19 protein-coding genes are annotated in these 16,590 nt (G+C 60.4%); 6 read left to right on the top strand and 13 right to left on the bottom strand.

Annotated elements, in window-relative coordinates:
* Positions 1–186: 186 nt before the first annotated feature.
* Together BN3659_RS00280 and BN3659_RS00275 are read right to left on the bottom strand one after the other, a co-directional pair.
* Positions 187–543 carry a DUF2023 family protein gene (locus BN3659_RS00280; RefSeq protein ID WP_091533637.1) on the bottom strand — a complete coding sequence of 119 codons (357 nt, stop codon included), beginning with the start codon at positions 541–543 and terminating at the stop codon, positions 187–189.
* A 2-nt stretch (positions 544–545) separates the two neighbouring features.
* Positions 546–1,037, bottom strand: coding sequence for a flavodoxin (locus tag BN3659_RS00275; protein ID WP_091533636.1), 492 nt, complete (start codon positions 1,035–1,037; stop codon positions 546–548).
* A 330-nt stretch (positions 1,038–1,367) separates the two neighbouring features.
* On the opposite strand from BN3659_RS00275, the gene BN3659_RS00270 reads away from it, so the two are divergent.
* The 6 genes from BN3659_RS00270 to BN3659_RS00245 are packed head-to-tail and all read left to right on the top strand — an operon-like array spanning position 1,368 to position 4,850.
* The gene (locus BN3659_RS00270) at positions 1,368–1,646 is read left to right on the top strand and encodes a DUF1731 domain-containing protein (protein ID WP_091533634.1); all 279 of its coding nucleotides are present in this window, start codon (positions 1,368–1,370) and stop codon (positions 1,644–1,646) included.
* A 59-nt stretch (positions 1,647–1,705) separates the two neighbouring features.
* A complete protein-coding gene (locus BN3659_RS00265) occupies positions 1,706–2,029 on the top strand; it encodes an ArsR/SmtB family transcription factor (RefSeq protein WP_091533632.1) in 324 nt (107 codons plus the stop codon).
* Positions 2,030–2,084: 55 nt separating this feature from the next.
* The gene (locus BN3659_RS00260) at positions 2,085–2,519 is read left to right on the top strand and encodes a nitrophenyl compound nitroreductase subunit ArsF family protein (RefSeq protein WP_224757863.1); all 435 of its coding nucleotides are present in this window, start codon (positions 2,085–2,087) and stop codon (positions 2,517–2,519) included.
* A gap of 5 nt (positions 2,520–2,524) precedes the next feature.
* The gene (locus tag BN3659_RS00255; protein ID WP_091533631.1) at positions 2,525–3,232 is read left to right on the top strand and encodes an aromatic aminobenezylarsenical efflux permease ArsG family transporter; all 708 of its coding nucleotides are present in this window, start codon (positions 2,525–2,527) and stop codon (positions 3,230–3,232) included.
* 37 nt (positions 3,233–3,269) lie between these two features.
* Positions 3,270–3,503, top strand: a complete 234-nt coding sequence (locus tag BN3659_RS00250) for a thioredoxin family protein (RefSeq protein WP_091533629.1) — start codon at positions 3,270–3,272, stop codon at positions 3,501–3,503.
* Between the two features lie 12 nt (positions 3,504–3,515).
* A complete protein-coding gene (locus BN3659_RS00245) occupies positions 3,516–4,850 on the top strand; it encodes a permease (protein ID WP_091533628.1) in 1,335 nt (444 codons plus the stop codon).
* Between the two features lie 652 nt (positions 4,851–5,502).
* On the opposite strand, the gene BN3659_RS00235 is transcribed toward BN3659_RS00245, so the two are convergent.
* From BN3659_RS00235 to BN3659_RS00185, 11 genes are all read right to left on the bottom strand, one after another.
* A complete protein-coding gene (locus tag BN3659_RS00235) occupies positions 5,503–6,927 on the bottom strand; it encodes an NADH-quinone oxidoreductase subunit N (RefSeq protein WP_091533640.1) in 1,425 nt (474 codons plus the stop codon).
* Between the two features lie 2 nt (positions 6,928–6,929).
* A complete protein-coding gene (locus BN3659_RS00230) occupies positions 6,930–8,420 on the bottom strand; it encodes a complex I subunit 4 family protein (protein ID WP_091533625.1) in 1,491 nt (496 codons plus the stop codon).
* Between the two features lie 19 nt (positions 8,421–8,439).
* Positions 8,440–10,344: an NADH-quinone oxidoreductase subunit L gene (gene nuoL, locus BN3659_RS00225; RefSeq protein ID WP_091533623.1), complete on the bottom strand. Its 1,905-nt coding sequence runs from the start codon at positions 10,342–10,344 to the stop codon at positions 8,440–8,442.
* Positions 10,345–10,357: 13 nt separating this feature from the next.
* On the bottom strand, positions 10,358–10,669 hold the full coding sequence (nuoK, locus tag BN3659_RS00220) for an NADH-quinone oxidoreductase subunit NuoK (protein WP_091533622.1): 312 nt from the start codon (positions 10,667–10,669) through the stop codon (positions 10,358–10,360).
* A 6-nt stretch (positions 10,670–10,675) separates the two neighbouring features.
* Complete coding sequence (locus tag BN3659_RS00215) at positions 10,676–11,185, bottom strand: NADH-quinone oxidoreductase subunit J family protein (RefSeq protein ID WP_091533620.1); 510 nt, start codon at positions 11,183–11,185, stop codon at positions 10,676–10,678.
* A 6-nt stretch (positions 11,186–11,191) separates the two neighbouring features.
* Positions 11,192–11,659 carry a 4Fe-4S binding protein gene (locus BN3659_RS00210; RefSeq protein ID WP_091533618.1) on the bottom strand — a complete coding sequence of 156 codons (468 nt, stop codon included), beginning with the start codon at positions 11,657–11,659 and terminating at the stop codon, positions 11,192–11,194.
* Positions 11,660–11,669: 10 nt separating this feature from the next.
* On the bottom strand, positions 11,670–12,746 hold the full coding sequence (gene nuoH / locus BN3659_RS00205; RefSeq protein WP_091533617.1) for an NADH-quinone oxidoreductase subunit NuoH: 1,077 nt from the start codon (positions 12,744–12,746) through the stop codon (positions 11,670–11,672).
* Positions 12,747–12,764: 18 nt separating this feature from the next.
* Positions 12,765–14,324: an NADH-quinone oxidoreductase subunit D-related protein gene (locus BN3659_RS00200; RefSeq protein ID WP_091533615.1), complete on the bottom strand. Its 1,560-nt coding sequence runs from the start codon at positions 14,322–14,324 to the stop codon at positions 12,765–12,767.
* Positions 14,321–14,917 carry an NADH-quinone oxidoreductase subunit B gene (locus BN3659_RS00195; RefSeq protein WP_091533613.1) on the bottom strand — a complete coding sequence of 199 codons (597 nt, stop codon included), beginning with the start codon at positions 14,915–14,917 and terminating at the stop codon, positions 14,321–14,323. Before BN3659_RS00195 ends, BN3659_RS00200 begins: the two co-directional genes overlap by 4 nt.
* Positions 14,908–15,258 (bottom strand): NADH-quinone oxidoreductase subunit A, encoded by a 351-nt coding sequence (locus BN3659_RS00190; RefSeq protein ID WP_091533612.1) that lies wholly within the window; start codon positions 15,256–15,258, stop codon positions 14,908–14,910. The genes BN3659_RS00195 and BN3659_RS00190 overlap by 10 nt, the downstream gene beginning before the upstream one ends.
* Before the next feature lie 93 nt (positions 15,259–15,351).
* The gene (locus BN3659_RS00185; protein ID WP_091533610.1) at positions 15,352–15,729 is read right to left on the bottom strand and encodes a hypothetical protein; all 378 of its coding nucleotides are present in this window, start codon (positions 15,727–15,729) and stop codon (positions 15,352–15,354) included.
* Positions 15,730–16,590: the final 861 nt, after the last annotated feature.

The raw sequence follows: 16,590 nt of genomic DNA, 5'->3' as shown, positions 1-16,590 counted from the left end.
ATCCGCAGCCCCCCCCCAAAAAAACGCAATCATCCCTGCCGGAACAAGTTCCGGCAGGGATGACCCTCATTCGGAGAGACGTCGAACGGCATCACGGGACGACGGGATGAGCGCCGTCGGACCGCCTTCAGGAAAAACCGCACTACTACCCCGGCAGCCGTCCGCCCCGCTCCGGATTCCGTCGTCTCAGGCGGGCCGCCCCTTGCGCTTGCAGAAGCGTTCGCACTGAAGGGTGATGTCGTATCCGAGCATGGCGCCGAGCATGAAATCCTCCTCGGGCGTTAGTTCGTTGAGCGGTTTGCGGCCGAAAGCCCGCACAGTCTCAAGACACGCACGCTCGCCGAAATAGAGATTCACCTTGTTCTCCGTAACGGGCCGGATCAGATGAGCGATTCCCAACCGGTCGAGCCGTTCGCAGACCAGCGCGGCGCAGGTGCGGCACATCGTGCAGAGCACCAGACTGCGCACCCCTTTCTGAAACTCGTAGATGTGGTGCATGAAGAGCTTCATCGAATCGTATCGGTTGAAATCTTCGGCGCTCATGGTCAACGGTTTTTAAGGGATTCGCACCATGCGGCCACCCGTTCGTCCGTTCGGGAGGCGTCGCTCTCGTCGAGCGCCAGTCCGACGAACCGGCCGTCGCTGCAAACCAGCGAATCGGTTACGTCGTAACCTTCGGGTACATAGGAGCCCACGAACGTGCAGCCCGTGCCTTGCAAACCTTCGTAGATCAGCCCCACGGCGTCGCAGAACGTATCGGGATAGGAGCCGCTGTCGCCGCAGCCGAACAAGGCCACCGTCTTGCCGCTCAAATCCTTGGCTTTCAGGGCTTCGAGAAACCCGTACCAGTCGTCCTGCAAATCGCCGCAGCCCCACGTCGAAGACCCCAGCAGCAGCAGGTCGTAAGGATCGGTTTCGTCCGCCGAAGCCGTGGCCACGTTGTGTACGTCGGCAGCGGGAATGTCGAGATGTCTTGCAATGTCTTGGGCGACGGCCTCTGTGGTGCCGGTCGTGCTCCCGTAAAAAATTCCGGTCATATGTTTGTTTTTTGGTTCATTGCAAAGTAACGACAATCCCCGCCGCGGATCAATACCCACTTTTCGGGGTTTTGCTCCGGGGTTCCTCCCCTTTAGAGGCGATCCGGCAGGGGGACGGACGATCCGGCAGAGCTATGCCGGAGCCTTTTCGCACGCAAAAAGCGCCTCGCACGAAACGGAACGAGCCGTCGCTCCGCCCGTAGGCCCCCCGAAAACCCGCCTCGCCGAACCATCCCGCCAGACTGCCCCGCCCGGCTGGACATCGGAGCGATTCCCGGAAACGGACGTCGGCCCTTCACGTGGATCGGCCTCCGAGCCCTCCGCCGCGCCGTGAAATTCCTGATCCGCCCGGACCTCGAAGGCACGTTCAACCTCGTAGCCCCTGAGAAACTCACCCAGCGGAAGGCCGCGCGGCTCATCTCCGCCCACTACAAGGCGCGGTTCACGATACCCGTTCCGGCGTTCCCGTTCCGGATGCTGCGGAGCGAAGCGGCGGACGTGCTGCCGAAAGGACAACGCGCCGAACCTGCGCGCCTGCACGCCTCCGGCTTCGGATTCGAATTCGGCACGCCTTCGCTGGAAAAATTCCTATGCCGGCTCGAAAAATAATCGCCCGATCTCTTGCCGAATCGAAATATGTTCGTATATTCGCGAACAACAAAGTGCATATGGCAAAGCAACAGTTGACGGAGGAACAGGAGCGGATCGCCCGTTTTGCGAAGGCATTGGGGCATCCCATACGCATTGCGATCCTGCAAATGCTCGCCAGTCAGACATGCTGTTTCCACGGCGACATGTCGGAAATCCTCCCTATCGCCAAAAGTACGCTGTCGCAGCATCTCAAGGAGCTGAAAGATGCCGGACTGATCCAAGGCGAAATCAATCTGCCGTCGGTGAAATACTGCATCAACCGCGACAACTGGGCTTTGGCCGAGAAAACGCTCGGCGGCTTCCTCGACCGAGTGGCAGAAAAGAAAGGATGTTGCGAATAACTATTTTTTTTGAATCATTAGTTCGTATTTCGACGAATTACTAATATTACGTACGATGAAAAAAAACATTTTATTGGGAACCGTTTGTCTGGTGTCGGCAGCCTGCGGCGGCCGTCCGGCAAATGAAAACACAGACCGCACCGGATCGCTCCGACCGGATCGCGTGGAAGTACTCTGTTTCCACGGAGCGCAGCGCTGCGCGACCTGCGTGGCCATCGAAAAGAACGCAATAGAGGCCATGGAAATGCATTTCGCCGAGGAATTGAGAGACAGTACCGTCGTATTCAGTACGATCGACCTCTCGGAACCCGTCAATGCACCGCTCGCCGACCGCTACGAAACGACGTGGTCTTCGCTCTTCGTGGTCGCACGAAAAGACGGCGAGGAGTCTGCGGAGAATCTGACCGCCTTCGCCTTCGCCACTGCGCGCACCGCTCCCGAAACGTTCCGAAAAGGCTTGGTCGAAAAAATCAACGAAATGCTGGAATGATCTCTATGGAATGGCTGCAATCTCTGACCGGCAGCGACACGGCTCCGGCACTTACGGCTTTTCTGCTGGGACTGATGACGGCCGTCTCGCCCTGTCCGCTGGCGACCAACATCGCGGCGATCGGTTTCATCGGGAGAAATATCGGAAACCGCCGCCGGATCTTCCGTAACGGCCTGCTCTACGCACTCGGTCGCGTGATCGCCTACACGCTGTTGGGCATCGTATTGATCTTGCTGCTGCAAACCGGCACAAGCCTGTTCGGCATCCAGAAGTTCATCGGCAAATACGGCCAACTGCTGCTCGGCCCCGCTCTGCTGTGCATCGGGCTCTTCATGCTTTTCGGAAACAGGCTGCCCGTTCCGTCGTTCGGATACCGAGGAAACGGCGAATCCATCGCCCGCCGCGGCGGATGGGGTGCCTTATGGCTCGGAGTGCTGTTCGCCATGGCGTTCTGTCCTACCAGCGGTGTGTTCTATTTCGGCGTGCTGATTCCGATGTCCGCCACGGCGACTGCGGGTTATCTGCTCCCGCCTCTTTTCGCCGCGGCCACGGCACTCCCCGTAGTAGCGACTGCTTGGATTCTGGCGTTCAGCGTGCAGTGTATCGGCGGTTTTCACGAAAAATTGCAAACCATCCGAAAAGCGCTGAACCGTACGGTCGGCGCACTGTTCACGGCAATCGGAATCTATTACTGCATCATACACTATTCTTAACCCCGCACGACACGAATACGAACAATAAATTCAGATTATGGAAATCAAAGTTTTAGGAGCCGGCTGCGCCAAATGCCGGAAGACCTACGCGGCGATCGAAAAAGCGATCGCAGAGAATCGCCTCGATGCGACGCTCGTTCGAACGGAAGAGATCACGGAATTACTCGAATACGGCATTCTGACGACACCCGCCGTCGTCGTAGACGGTACGGTGAAGATCAAAGGACACGTTCCGACGGAAAGCGAGATCCGAAAGTTGCTCGGCATTTAATCCCGGAAGGCCATGGATAGCAAAAAAGAATTGAGAATCCTTCTATGGATCATCGCGGTTTTCACGGCGTTCTTTTTCATGCCGCTCGACAGCGCACGCTTTACGACGGCACTCGACGCGGCGCTCGATCTGTCCAAATGGTATGCAAGAGAACACGTCGTGATGTGTCTGCTTCCGGCGTTCTTCATCGCAGGTGCGATCGCCGTCTTCGTCAGCCGGACCTCGGTGCTTAAATATTTCGGAGCGAACGCGAAACGATGGTTATCCTATACCGTGGCATCCATATCCGGAGGCGTTCTGGCCGTCTGCTCGTGCACCATTCTGCCGTTGTTCACGAGCATCTACAAACGCGGGGCCGGACTGGGGCCGGCCGTGGCCTTCCTCTATTCGGGCCCGTCGATCAGCATCTTATCCCTCATTCTGACGGCGCGGATTCTGGGTATCGAAATGGGCGCGGCACGAATCGTCGGAGCGGTCGTGTTTTCGGTGCTCATCGGTCTTGCGATGTCCCTGATATTCCGAAAAGAGGAGCAAGCGAAAAAGGAACAACAGATGCAGATCGCACCTCCGCCCGAAGAACGGCCGTTGCGCCAGACATCGTCTCTTCTTTTCACGCTGGTGCTGATCCTCGTATTTGCGAATTGGGCCGCTCCGGCCGTTTCGGACGACGGTTTATGGGCCCTGATCTTCAACATCAAATGGCTCATCACCGGCATTTTCGCTCTCGTCCTGTGCCGGGCCCTGATCCGGATTCTGAAATTGCGGACACTGCGGGTCGTTCTCGCCGCAGCGGCAACTCTGGGATCCGCCTTCCTCGCCCGTACCTTCGTCCCGGAGGCTCAGCTGGCTCCGCTCGTACCGGTGATCGTAGCAATAACAGCCTTGTCTCTGCTCCTGCTTTTCGACAAGCGGGACGAAAACAGGGAGTGGATTCTCGCTTCGTGGGAGTTCGCCAAACTGATCCTGCCGTTACTTGCCGTCGGCGTGGCGACCGCCGGGTTTCTGCTGGGCTCGGGACACGGCGATACCGTCCTTGCCGGCGTCATTCCCGACGGATGGATCGAACGGGCGGTCGGCGGCAATTCGCTGCGGGCGAATTTCTTCGCCAGTTTCACGGGAGCATTCATGTATTTCGCCACCCTCACCGAGGTGCCGATCGTTCAGGGCCTCCTCGCATCCGGAATGGGCAAAGGCCCCGCCCTCGCACTTCTGCTGGCAGGTCCGTCGCTGTCGCTTCCCAGCATACTGGTCATACGGAACGTGATGGGTACGAAGAAAACCGCCGTGTACGTCGCACTGGTCATCGCACTGGCGACACTCTCCGGCTTCGTATACGGATCGTTATGACACGGAACGTCCGGAAACATCCGAAAAACATCCGGTCCGGAAAACGATGTCGGATTATGACGATGTACCGGGAAAGCACGGTTCATTTTCAGCCGACTGTGCGAAAATACCGCATTTCGAATATCTCGACGCAAGATACGATAAATTCTTGGAACGGGGCACAATCGGGTTTCGATCCTACTGCGCGACAGAGTTGCTGTCGGAAGCACGCGAATTCGCGCAACCTTTTCGCTTCCAGTCCCCATCACGAATCAACAGACCGCAAGATGAATTCGCTGGCCCATGTACGGAACCGGCTTTCGCCCAATGCCTCCCGCTTGTAAAAACACTCGGCGAATCACCGCTCGTGTAACGGTACTCTATCGGAGGACAAACCGGGCCTTTCATCATACGACCCTATCTCCTATTCTCCGTAAATCCATATCGACCGGTTTTTCGCCCCCCCCGATCTGAGAAGACAGGCAGAAACCTCTGAAACCATCGACAGAATGCGATTTAACGGTTACTCACGCAAGAAGGGGCTGTTTAACGAGTTCCGAAAATCGGAAATCGCCCCTGCCGGAATGAATTCCGGCAGGGGCGAAATCGTTGAAATCGGACTTGTTGGACAGCCCGCTTTCCCCTGTGCCGGCGATGCGCCGCGGCCCGTGGATCAGTTCATGCCGTAGCTCACGAGGGCTATGCCGCCCTGCACCGAGCTGACCACTCCGAGCAGCAGGATGCCGGCCACGCAGACCGCGAGGCTCAGCCGCGTGCAGCCGTCCGAACGGAACGCCGTGATGGGGCTGTCGTTCGGCGTGATGAACATCGCCTTGACCACCAGCAGATAGTAGTAGAGCGACACGACCGTATTGAGCAGGGCGATGAGCACCAGTACATAGTAGCCCGACCCGGCGGCGGCCATGAAGATGAAGAACTTGCTGAAGAAACCCGCGAAGGGCGGGATGCCCGCGAGCGAGAAGAGCGCCAGCATCATCGTGAGGGCCAGACGGGGATTGGTGCGGTAAAGTCCCGCATAGTCGTCGATCGAAACCTTGCCCGTGCGCTGCTCGATGGCGGCGATCACGCCGAACGCCGCGAGATTGGCGGCCACGTAGACCGCCAGATAGTAGACGAGCGCCGTCATGCCCGCCGCCGTACCTCCGACGACGCCCAGCAGCAGATAGCCGGCCTGCGAAACGGAGGAGAAGGCGAAGAAACGCTTGATGTTGCGCTGGCGGATGGCGAAGAGGTTGGCCACGGTGATCGTGGCGATCGTTACGCCGTATAGGATCCACTGCCACTGTGCGGCGATGGGCGCGAAGACTTTGGTGAGAATCGTGAAGAGCACGAACGCCGCGGCTCCTTTCGACACGACCGAGAGATAGGCCGCCACGCCGGTCGGCGCACCCTCGTAGACGTCGGCCGTCCAGAGGTGGAACGGCACGAGCGACATCTTGAACGCCAGCCCCGAGAAGAAGAAGACGAAGGCCATGATCTGAAGCGGCGTACCGGACAGAAGCGCCGGTATGTCGTCGAAATAGAGCGTCCCGGCGGTACCGTATACGAGCGAGATGCCGTAGAGCATCAGTCCCGAGGCGAAGAGGGCCGAGACGATGTACTTCGCGCCGGCCTCGTAGGAGCGGTGGCGGTATTTGTCGAACGCCACGAGCGCAGCCATCGGCACCGAAGCCGTTTCGAGCCCGATGAAGAACATGAGGAAGTTGCCGGCCGAAATCATGAAGTACATGCCCAGCAGCGTCGAAAGAGTGAGGAAATAGAACTCGCCCTGCTTGATGCGGGTGTCTTCGCGGCGGAGCCACTCGCCGGCCTGCATCATGACCAGCAGCGTGCCGATGGCGAGGATGCTCTTCACGACCGTCATCACGGGCGTGTAGACGTACATCCCGCCGAAAAGCGTGAAGCCCTCCATCGGAAACAGCCCGCCGATCGCGTGCACGCACACAAGTCCGCAGGCCACGGTCTGGAACCAGCGGCGGGCGCGGGCCGGAGCGAAGAGGTCGAAGAGCAGCACGAGCAGCAGCACGACCGTGAGCGACAGTTCGTCGCGCAGGTGGAGCATCTGCGAATAGTCGATAATCATAGGAGGTTAGCGGTTAAATGTTGAACGATCGGAAGAATCCCCTCGCGGACCATGTCGCTCACCCAGAGCGGCGCGAGGCCCAGTCCGGCGATGGCCGCGATGAGCACCACGACGGCGAGGCGCTCGTCCCACGTGGCGTCCGTGAGTTTCTGATGCGCCGGATCGAGCACCTTGCCGTAGAGCAGACGCCCGACCACGCGCAGGATGTAGACCGCCGTGATGACGATCGAGGTGCAGGCCGCGACGGTTACGATGCGGTGGAACAGATCGGCGCGGGCGAACGAACCGACGAATACCGTCATCTCGGCCACGAAGCCGCTCAGCCCCGGCAGACCGAGGTTCGCAAGACCCGCGATGACGTACGCGACGGCCAGAAAGGGCATGATCCGCATGAGGCCGCCCATCTGGTCGATCGAGCGCGTGTGCGTGCGGCCGTAGATCATGCCGATCAGCGCGAAGAAGAGGGCCGTCATCAGACCGTGCGAAAGCATCTGGAGCACGGCGCCGGTCATGGCCGTCGTATTGAGCATCAGGATGGCGAAGAGCACGAGGCTGCAATGGCTCACCGAGGAGTAGGCGTTGATGTACTTGAGGTCCTTCTGCACCACAGCGCTCAACGCACCGTAGACCACGCCCGTGGCCGTGAGGATCAGGAAGAACCACGCCTGCTCGGCGGCCGCTTCGGGCATCAGGAACACGGCCACGCGGAAGCAGCCGTAGCCGCCCAGCTTCATCAGCACGCCCGCATGGAGCATCGAGACCGCCGTGGGGGCCGAGGCGTGGCCGTCGGGCGACCACGTGTGGAACGGGAAGAGCGCCCCCAGCACGCCGAAGCCCACGAACGTGAGCGGGAAGAAGACGCGCTGCCACTCCACGGGAATATGCAGCCGCGCGATGTCGAGCAGGTTCATCGTCTCGCCGCCCGCACCGAAGTAGATGCCCAGAATGCCGAGCAGCAGCAGCGCCGAGCCGCCCATGAGCATCAGCGTGAGTTTCATGGCCGAATACTCCTTGCGGCCGCTGCCCCACACGCCGATCAGCAGATACATCGGGATCAGCGCGATCTCGTAGAACATGAACATCGTGAAGAGGTCGAGCGAAATGAAGAAACCGAACACCCCGACGCTCAGCAGGCAGAACCACATGAAATACTCTTTGGCGAGGGTCTCCATGCGCCACGAGGCGAACGTTCCCGTGAAGACGATGATCGACGACAGGAGCAGCATGGCCACCGAGATGCCGTCCACCCCCACCGAGTAGTGGATGTTGAGCGCCTCGTACCACACCGTATCGGCGCGGAAAAGCATCGGGGCCGTGTCGCCTGCGGCACGCGCGTCGAGGAAGAGCACCGTGAGCGTCGCGGCCAGTGCGACGAGCGCGCCCGAACCGGCGACCATCACCGCACGGAGCTGCGTCCGGCTGCGGCAGCATCCCAGCAGCACGATCATCGCAAGGGGAATGAAAACGAAAAGCGATAGGAAATTCATATCCGTGTCTTTATTTGAATCAGATGAATACCGCGAGCGCCGTGATGACCAGCACGCCCAGCAGGAAAACCAGCGCATACTCCTGCACGTTGCCCGACTGGAACTTGCGGATGACGAACGAGAGACCCTGCGCGCCGCGCGCCAGCGCGTCGAGCGCTCCGTCGATCGCATGACGGTCGAACCACGCGAGCGGCGCCGACACGCGGTCGAAGATGATCCGTCGCGTTACGAACAGCCACGCATTGTCGATGTAGAAGCGGTTGGCCGCGGCGCGGTGCAGACGCGGCAGGGCCGCCGCCAGCCCGTCGGGGATCCGCTGCCGCCCGTCGGCGTAGAACCACGTCGCCAGACCGATGCCCGCGAGCGCCAACACGACGCTCGTCGCCGCGACGCCCCCGTCGAGCACGATCCGGTACGGAAGTCCGTCGCTCGACACGAACTCTCCGAACGGAATGAATCCGGCCACGCACGTAATCGAGGCGAGAATGACCAGAGGCACGGTCATCGCGGCCGGCGCCTCGTGCATTTCGGCGAGGTTCGCAGCCGGACGGCCCCAGAAGATGTTGTAGTAGAGGCGGAACATGTAGAAGGCCGTGAGCGCCGCCACGCCCGACATGAACCACCCCATCGCGGGCGAATAAGCGAAGCAGGCGGCCAGTATCTCGTCCTTGCTGAAGAAGCCCGAGAAGAACGGGATGCCCGCTATGGCGAGGCAGGCCACGAGGAACGCGGCATGCGTCAGAGGCAGACGGCGCCACAGGCCCCCCATCGCCCCCATCTCGTTGCTGTGGACCGTATGGATGATGGCGCCCGCGCAGAGGAACAGCAGCGCCTTGAACATGGCGTGGGTGAAGAGGTGGAACATCGCGCCGACATAGCCCGTCCCGGCGTGGCCGCCCATGCCGCTCACGCCGAGGCCCGCCATCATGAAACCGATCTGCGAGATCGTACTGAAGGCCAGCACGCGCTTGATGTCGGTCTGCACCGTGGCCACCGCCGCGGCATAGAGCGCCGTGAAGGCTCCGACGCAGGCGATGCCCGTGAGCACCCCGGGCGCATAGGCCGCATAGAGCGGGAAGAGGCGCGCCACCAGAAAGACGCCCGCCACGACCATCGTCGCGGCGTGGATGAGCGCCGAGACGGGCGTGGGACCCTCCATGGCGTCGGGCAGCCAGATGTGGAGCGGGAACATCGCCGACTTGCCGGCGCCGCCCACGAAGCAGAGCGCAAGACCCCATGCGAGCACCGAACCGCCGAGAAAGGTGCGGCCCGCGGCCGAAGCGACGGCCGGAGCCTGCGGATCGCACAGCACGTCGAATCCGAAGCTGCCGGTCCAGTACGACAGCGTGAGGATGCCCAACAGGAAGCCCAAGTCGGCGAAACGGGTAACGATGAAGGCCTTTTTCGAGGCGGCGACCGCTGCGGGCTTCGTGTAGTAGAACCCGATCAGGAGGTAGGACGAGACGCCCACCAGCTCCCAGAAGATGTACATCTGAAAGATGTTCGGCGCCACCACGAGCCCCAGCATCGACGCCGAGAAGAGCGCGAGGAAGGCGTAGTAGCGCTGGAAGCCCCGTTCGCCCTTCATGTATCCGAAGCTGTAAATGTGGACCATGAGCGACACGGTGGTGATTACGACGAGCATCATCACCGAGATCGGGTCGAGCAGGATGCCCAGATCAATGTGCAACGTCTGCGTGAAGCGCAGCCAGACCGTGTCGAACGGTACGACCGCAGGGAACACGCCGCCCGTGCGGGGCTGTGTGAAGTACTCCCAAGCCGCCGTATAGGCCGCCGCCGTGGCCGCGGCCATCGCCGCCGTGCCGAGCAGGCCGGCCGTGCGGGGTGCGAGCCGTCCGCCGGCGAGTCCGAGCAGGAGGAACATCGCCAGAGGCAGCAGAATGATGATGAGTGTGTATTCCATAGACGCGCAGCGGTTAGAATTTGAGCTCCTTCAGGTTGCGGACCTGAATGTTGCGGATGTTGCGGTAGACGTTGATGATGATGGCGATCGCCACGGCCGTCTCGGCCGCCGAGATGCCGATGGCGAACATTGCGAAGAAGAAGCCTTCGAGCTCTCCCGGGAAGAGGAAGCGGTTGAAGACGGCAAAGTTGATGTCGGCCGAATTGAGGATCAGCTCCACGGAGATGAGCATCGCCAGCAGGTTGCGGCGCGTGAAGAATCCGTAGATGCCCGCGAACATCATGATGGTGCTCAGCACCAGATAGTATTCCATTCTGATTTCCATAACTACTTATCTTTTGCGTGCGATCATGATTCCGCCCACGATGCAGGCCAGCAGCAGCAGGCTGATGGCTTCGAAGGGGAGGACGTATCCGTATTTGTCGCTGCTGAGCAGCGAGTAGCCGATCTCCTTGACGTCCAGCTCGCCCGGAAGCGAACCCACTGCGAGGAACCGGTTTTTGAGCGTGATGAAGAGGCAGAGCGCCAGCCCCGCGAGCGTGGCGCACAGCCCCGCGAAGAACTTGCCCCGCCCGAGCCTGTCGCCCTTGCTGCCCTGCACCGAGGTCAGCAGGATCGAGAAGACGTAGAGCACCGTGATGCCGCCGGCATAGATCAGGAGCTGCACCGACCCCAGAAAGGCGTAGTTGAGCTGGAAGTAGATGCCCGCCGTGCAGAAGAGCACGATCAGCAGGTAGGTCGCCGCGCGCAGAATCCGCCGTGTCGTAACGGTGAGGATCGAGAAGACGACCATCACTGCGGCCATGAAGAGAAAAACGAGTGATTGAAGGGTAATGTCCATAGCACCTTACTGTTTTGCGAGGGACGAACCCTCCCTGTTGAGTTTGAGCACCAGCTTCGACTTGTCGAACACGGCGTGTTCGAACTCCTGATCGAACGCGATGGCCTGACGCGGGCAGACATTGACGCAGAGCTGGCAGAACATGCAGCTCCCGAGGTTGTACACGTAGGCGTCGAGCACGCGCACCGTCTTGCCTTCGGGCGTGGTCTCCTGCCGGCTCGCCACGTGTATGGTGCCGTTGGGGCAGGTCGCCTCGCAGAGCCCGCAGGCGATGCAGCGGTGATGGTTGTCGGCGTCGTGGAGCATCGTGAGCGTCCCGCGGAAGCGGGCCGGGAGCACGAGCTCGGCGCGGTTCTCGGGGTAGCACTCCGTGCTCTTGCGCGTGAAGAACTCGCGCATGGTGGTCCGCAGACCCGTCGTCAGCGAACCGACGGCGCGGAAGAAATCCGTGATATAACGTTTGAATCCGTTCATGACTTACCGGTTAAAAATGCCAGCGGAATACGACGACGACCGCCATGAGCAGCATGTTGGCCAGTCCGATGGGCACGAGGTATTTCCATTCGAGGTTCAGGATCTGGTCCACCCTCAGACGCGGGAAGGTCCACTTCATCCACATCAGCAGGAAGACCACGAAGAAGGCTTTGCCGAAGAACCACACGAAGCCCGGGATCCAGTCCATCGCGGCGTTGAACCCGTCGAGTCCCGGGATGTGCAGCGGCATCCAGCCGCCCAGAAAGAGCGTGGCGGCCATGCCGGCCACGATGAACAGGTTGACGAATTCGGCGACATAGAACAGGCCGAAGTGCATGCCCGAGTACTCGGTGTGATACCCCGCCGTGAGCTCCGACTCGGCCTCCGGGAGGTCGAACGGGCCGCGGTTGGTCTCGGCGTTGCCGGCGATCAGATAGATCACGAAGGCGATGCAGGCCGGGACATGCCCCTTGAAGATGAACCAGCAGTCGGCCTGCTGGGCGACGATTTCCGAAAACTGCATCGTATCGGTCAGCACGACGATCGTGAGGATCGACAGTCCGATCGAGAGTTCGTAGCTGATCATCTGTGCGCCGCTGCGCATGGCGCCGATGAGCGAATACTTGTTGTTGCTGCTCCAGCCTGCGAGCAGCACGCCCACCACGCCGATCGACGAGGCGGCCATCAGAAAGAAGACGCCCACGTGGAAATCGAGGATCTCCATGCCCTTGTTGATCGGCAGGCAGCTGAAAGCCAGCACCGAAGCCACGACCACGATGTAGGGCGCGAGGTTGTAGAGGAAACGGTCGGCATGACGGATCTCGATGATCTCCTTGGTGAGCATCTTCAACACGTCGGCGAAAACTTGGAACACGCCCCACGGCCCCACGCGGTTGGGGCCCAGACGGCACTGGTAGGCGGCGCAGACCTTGCGCTCCATGAAGATCATCGCACAGGCCAGCAGCGCATAGAGCAACAACAGGAACAGACCGATCAGGACGCATTCGAGGAAGACGGCCGCGCCGACCGGCAGGAACGACACGAGCAGCTCGTGGAACCACCGGGTTACTATACTGAAATCAAACATAGTTCTTGGCTTTAATGGTTAGCGGTCGATGTCGGGCACCACGTAGTCGAGCGTTCCGCCGATGGCGATCAGGTCGGCGATTTTCGCCCCGCGGGCGATGGTTCCGATGGCCGACACCAGCGGCAGGCCCGTCGAGCGGAATTTCATGCGGTAGGGCGACTTGTCGCCGCGGCTTTCGATGTAGACGCCGAACTCGCCGCGCGACGCCTCGACCGCCGCATAGTAGCTCCCCTCGGGGATGCGGATCACCGGCTTGGTCTTGGTCTGGACGGGACCCTCGGGGATACGGTCGATGAGCTGTTCGATGATGCGCATCGACTCCTCGATCTCCTCCATGCGGACCATGTAGCGCGCGAACGAGTCGCCCTCGGTGAAGAGCACCTCGCGGAAATCCACCTTGTCGTAGACCCCGTAGGGCATGCGTTTGCGCACGTCGCACGCCCAGCCCGAAGCGCGGCCCGTGGCGCCCGTGGCGCCGAACGAAATGGCATCCTCGCGCGAGAAGACCCCCACGCCGGTGAGGCGCTGGCGGGCGATGACGTTGTCGGTGAAGATGTCGCGGTACTCCCTGAGCTGCGGCCGGAGGTAGGCGATGAAATCCTTGACATCACGCACGAAGTCGGGCGCCAGATCGGCCTGCACGCCGCCGATGGTGTTGTAGTTGAGGATCAGCCGACCGCCGCACGTCCGCTCGAAGATGTCGAGGATCTTCTCGCGGTCGCGGAAGCCGTAGAAGAAGGCCGTGAGCGCGCCGAGGTCCATGCACAGACACGAGAAGAAGAGCAGGTGCGAGTCGATGCGTTGCAACTCGTCCATGATCGTGCGGATATACTGCACGCGGTCGCTCACCTCGATTCCCGCGGCCCGTTCGATGCACATGCAGAGCGCATGGCGGTTCTGCATCGCGGCGAGATAGTCCAGCCGGTCCGTCAGGGCGAGCGTCTGCGGGTAGGTGAGGCTTTCGCACATCTTCTCGATGCCGCGGTGGATGTAGCCGCAGTTGACGTCGAGCTTCTCGATGGTCTCGCCTTCGAGCGCCACGCGGAAGCGCAGCACGCCGTGCGTGGCGGGGTGCTGCGGTCCGATGTTGATTACGTACTGGTTGTCTTCGAAGATCACGTTCACGCGCTCCTCCAGCTCGCCCTCCTCGTTGAGCTGAAGCGTCGGCGTCGTATCCACGGCCTCCTCGTTGCTCATCCGCACGGGGTTCGTCTCGGGCGAGGCGTCGTAGTCCTTGCGCAGGGGGTGGCCCACCCAATCCTCGCGCAGGTAGAGACGCCGCATGTCGGGATGGCCCACGAAGCGGATGCCGAAAAAGTCGAACGCCTCGCGCTCGTTCAGTTCGGCCGCCTTCCAGATGTCGCACACCGAGGGCAGCTCGGGATGTTCGCGGTCCGGCGTCGAGGTCTTCACGGCGATGCGGCGGCCCGTCGAGGTCGCCTCAAGATGGCAGACCACGCCGAGCGCATCGCCCCAATCCATGCCGGTGAAACTCTCCAGAAAGTCGAATCCCTCGCCGCGCAATGCGAGCATCCGCTCGCGGTACTCCGCGGCGGGGACGGTTATGATTTCGTTCATCGTTTCTCTTTTTTAGCGGGTTTGGGCTCCTTGCGGTTCACGCCTCCGAAGAAGCGCTCCACCTTGACCTTGCGCTGGAGCTGCATCATGCCGTAGAGCAGCGCCTCGGGGCGCGGCGGGCATCCCGGGATGTAGACGTCCACGGGCAGGATCGTATCGACCCCCTGCACCACGTGGTACGACTTGCGGAACGGGCCGCCCGACACGGCGCAGCCGCCCACGGCGACCACGTACTTCGGATCGGCCATCTGGTCGTAGAGGCGGCGCAGCACGGGCGCCATCTTGTGCGTGATGGTGCCGGCCACCATGATCATGTCCGCCTGCCGCGGGCTGGCCCGCGTAACTTCGAAGCCGAAGCGCGCGAAGTCGTATCGCGCGGCGCCCACGGCCATGAACTCGATGCCGCAGCAGCTCGTGGCGAACGTGAGCGGCCACAGCGAATTGCTGCGCCCCCACTCCACCGCGTCGTCGAGGCATCCCACGACGACGTTCACACCGCCGGCCCTCAGCTCGGCGGCTATCTTCTCAAGGGTCTCGTTGTCTTTGAAGTCTTCGTACTTCATCGACTTGATACGGGGTTTCTTCATTTCCATTCCAACGCTCCTTTCTTCCATGCGTAAGCCAGCCCCAGCACCAACACCACGAGGAAAAAGCAGACGCTCACCAGTCCGGCGACGCCCAGCTCCTGCAACACGACCGCCCACGGAAACAGGAAGACGGTCTCCACGTCGAACATGAGGAACAGAATGGCAAAGAGGTAATACCCCACCTTGAACTGCATCCACGAGTGCCCGCGGGTGGGGATGCCGCATTCGTAGGCTTCACCCTTCTGGGCGTTGAACGAACGCGGCGACACCTGCCGCCCGATGCCGAGCGCGATGGCTACCAGCGCTATTGCCGTGATGACCACGACAACCAACAACGTAAACTGCATATGACTGCGATAAACAATGATTACTCCTTCGAAAACGATTGCGGCGCATCTCCGCTCGCCGCACGCCCGGCAGCACCGGGGCAGAAACGACCGCTAAACGACGATCTTGCGATAGGCCACCACGTAAAAGTCCGAGGAGACGGGACCGAAAACGACGGCACGGACGCGGCCGCGGGTCCCGAGCCCGTCGAAGGCGTGCGGTTTGCAGCCTCCGCGGAGCGCCGGCGGCCTCACCGGCGATTTCGACGCATCCCAGCCCAACTGCCCGCAGCCGACCGGAGCTTCGGCCGCGATACAATCCCAGACGAAAGGCTCCGCATGTTCGCGCCGCCCGTGGGCGAGCGTCCCGCCGCGCTGGCACGACACCCCCGCATCGGACTTCCCGCCGCACGAAATCCCGGCAGCCGACGCGGTGTCCGTCAGGCAGACCAACGACAGAAGAAACACGAGGTATGTATACAGTCTGGGCATATCCGGTTCGAATAACCGGACAAAGATAACGAGAATATCAGAATTTTTACGAATTACTTCCGAAAAAGTACCGATCATCTCCGTTTTTCGACCGACGCCCCCGGCGCCGGAGGCCGACAGCAGCGCTCGACCTGCCGAAAGACAGCGGGCTCTCTGCGCACAGAGAGGGTCTCATGCAAGGAGCGTCCTGCCATGCCATGCCCTCGTTCGCGGAATCGAATCGTCATATCCTTTGCAGGGACGATGCCGAGGTTCCGATTGGATTTACAGCATCGTTAAAACTTCGATTATTATGCAAATACAGCAGAACTTATAAGATATGCATGCTAAAATAAGAAAGACAGATCCGGGCGGACCGGTATAATACGGACCCGTCGTCCAAGGCTTGTCCTATTGCAATAATGGGTTATTATCCTTCAGTAAAAGGAGGAACGTCCCGAAAGTTCGTCCTTTCCCGAATCGAAATCCCAAGGATTAAGATCTTCTGCAAATTTTCGATAGCGAAGTCTGGGAAACGTATTTTAGAATTGTATCTTTTGTATAAACCTATGTTTTTGCAGCGATTTCTCCCGTCCGACGGGTGCTCGTTTTTACAACCTCCAGCGTTCCATTATTGTACTGCCTCTCATCAGTGATGTAAGATTCCCCATTATCAGGAATTATTTTACGGGTCCGCAATCCGTCGGCTTTCCCGGCCTCATTGAAACATGCGTACAATTTTCCATGTCCATCTGCATAAAATCACGCAATTCGAAAAGAATCGACCAAGCGATTATCTTTGAGTCGACACACCACATTATTTAATGCTTCGATACTTTTTCCCTCATCCATGTCAACTATGAATTCTTACTCAAGGCACCG

This window comes from Alistipes sp. CHKCI003 (genome assembly GCF_900021155.1).
GTDB classification, from domain to species: Bacteria; Bacteroidota; Bacteroidia; order Bacteroidales; family Rikenellaceae; genus Alistipes; species Alistipes excrementavium.
This window is presented reverse-complemented; position numbering and strand designations above follow the sequence as displayed.

What these genes read in the sequence shown, in the direction of transcription:
- BN3659_RS00280 (WP_091533637.1), bottom strand. Translation starts at nt 543, where the DNA reads ATGAGCGCCGAAGATTTCAACCGATACGATTCGATGAAGCTCTTCATG.
- BN3659_RS00275 (WP_091533636.1), bottom strand. Translation starts at nt 1,037, where the DNA reads ATGACCGGAATTTTTTACGGGAGCACGACCGGCACCACAGAGGCCGTC.
- BN3659_RS00265 (WP_091533632.1), top strand. Translation starts at nt 1,706, where the DNA reads ATGGCAAAGCAACAGTTGACGGAGGAACAGGAGCGGATCGCCCGTTTT.
- BN3659_RS00260 (WP_224757863.1), top strand. Translation starts at nt 2,085, where the DNA reads ATGAAAAAAAACATTTTATTGGGAACCGTTTGTCTGGTGTCGGCAGCC.
- BN3659_RS00255 (WP_091533631.1), top strand. Translation starts at nt 2,525, where the DNA reads ATGGAATGGCTGCAATCTCTGACCGGCAGCGACACGGCTCCGGCACTT.
- BN3659_RS00250 (WP_091533629.1), top strand. Translation starts at nt 3,270, where the DNA reads ATGGAAATCAAAGTTTTAGGAGCCGGCTGCGCCAAATGCCGGAAGACC.
- BN3659_RS00245 (WP_091533628.1), top strand. Translation starts at nt 3,516, where the DNA reads ATGGATAGCAAAAAAGAATTGAGAATCCTTCTATGGATCATCGCGGTT.
- BN3659_RS00230 (WP_091533625.1), bottom strand. Translation starts at nt 8,420, where the DNA reads ATGAATTTCCTATCGCTTTTCGTTTTCATTCCCCTTGCGATGATCGTG.
- nuoL (WP_091533623.1), bottom strand. Translation starts at nt 10,344, where the DNA reads ATGGAATACACACTCATCATCATTCTGCTGCCTCTGGCGATGTTCCTC.
- nuoK (WP_091533622.1), bottom strand. Translation starts at nt 10,669, where the DNA reads ATGGAAATCAGAATGGAATACTATCTGGTGCTGAGCACCATCATGATG.
- BN3659_RS00215 (WP_091533620.1), bottom strand. Translation starts at nt 11,185, where the DNA reads ATGGACATTACCCTTCAATCACTCGTTTTTCTCTTCATGGCCGCAGTG.
- BN3659_RS00210 (WP_091533618.1), bottom strand. Translation starts at nt 11,659, where the DNA reads ATGAACGGATTCAAACGTTATATCACGGATTTCTTCCGCGCCGTCGGT.
- nuoH (WP_091533617.1), bottom strand. Translation starts at nt 12,746, where the DNA reads ATGTTTGATTTCAGTATAGTAACCCGGTGGTTCCACGAGCTGCTCGTG.
- BN3659_RS00200 (WP_091533615.1), bottom strand. Translation starts at nt 14,324, where the DNA reads ATGAACGAAATCATAACCGTCCCCGCCGCGGAGTACCGCGAGCGGATG.
- BN3659_RS00195 (WP_091533613.1), bottom strand. Translation starts at nt 14,917, where the DNA reads ATGGAAATGAAGAAACCCCGTATCAAGTCGATGAAGTACGAAGACTTC.
- BN3659_RS00190 (WP_091533612.1), bottom strand. Translation starts at nt 15,258, where the DNA reads ATGCAGTTTACGTTGTTGGTTGTCGTGGTCATCACGGCAATAGCGCTG.
- BN3659_RS00185 (WP_091533610.1), bottom strand. Translation starts at nt 15,729, where the DNA reads ATGCCCAGACTGTATACATACCTCGTGTTTCTTCTGTCGTTGGTCTGC.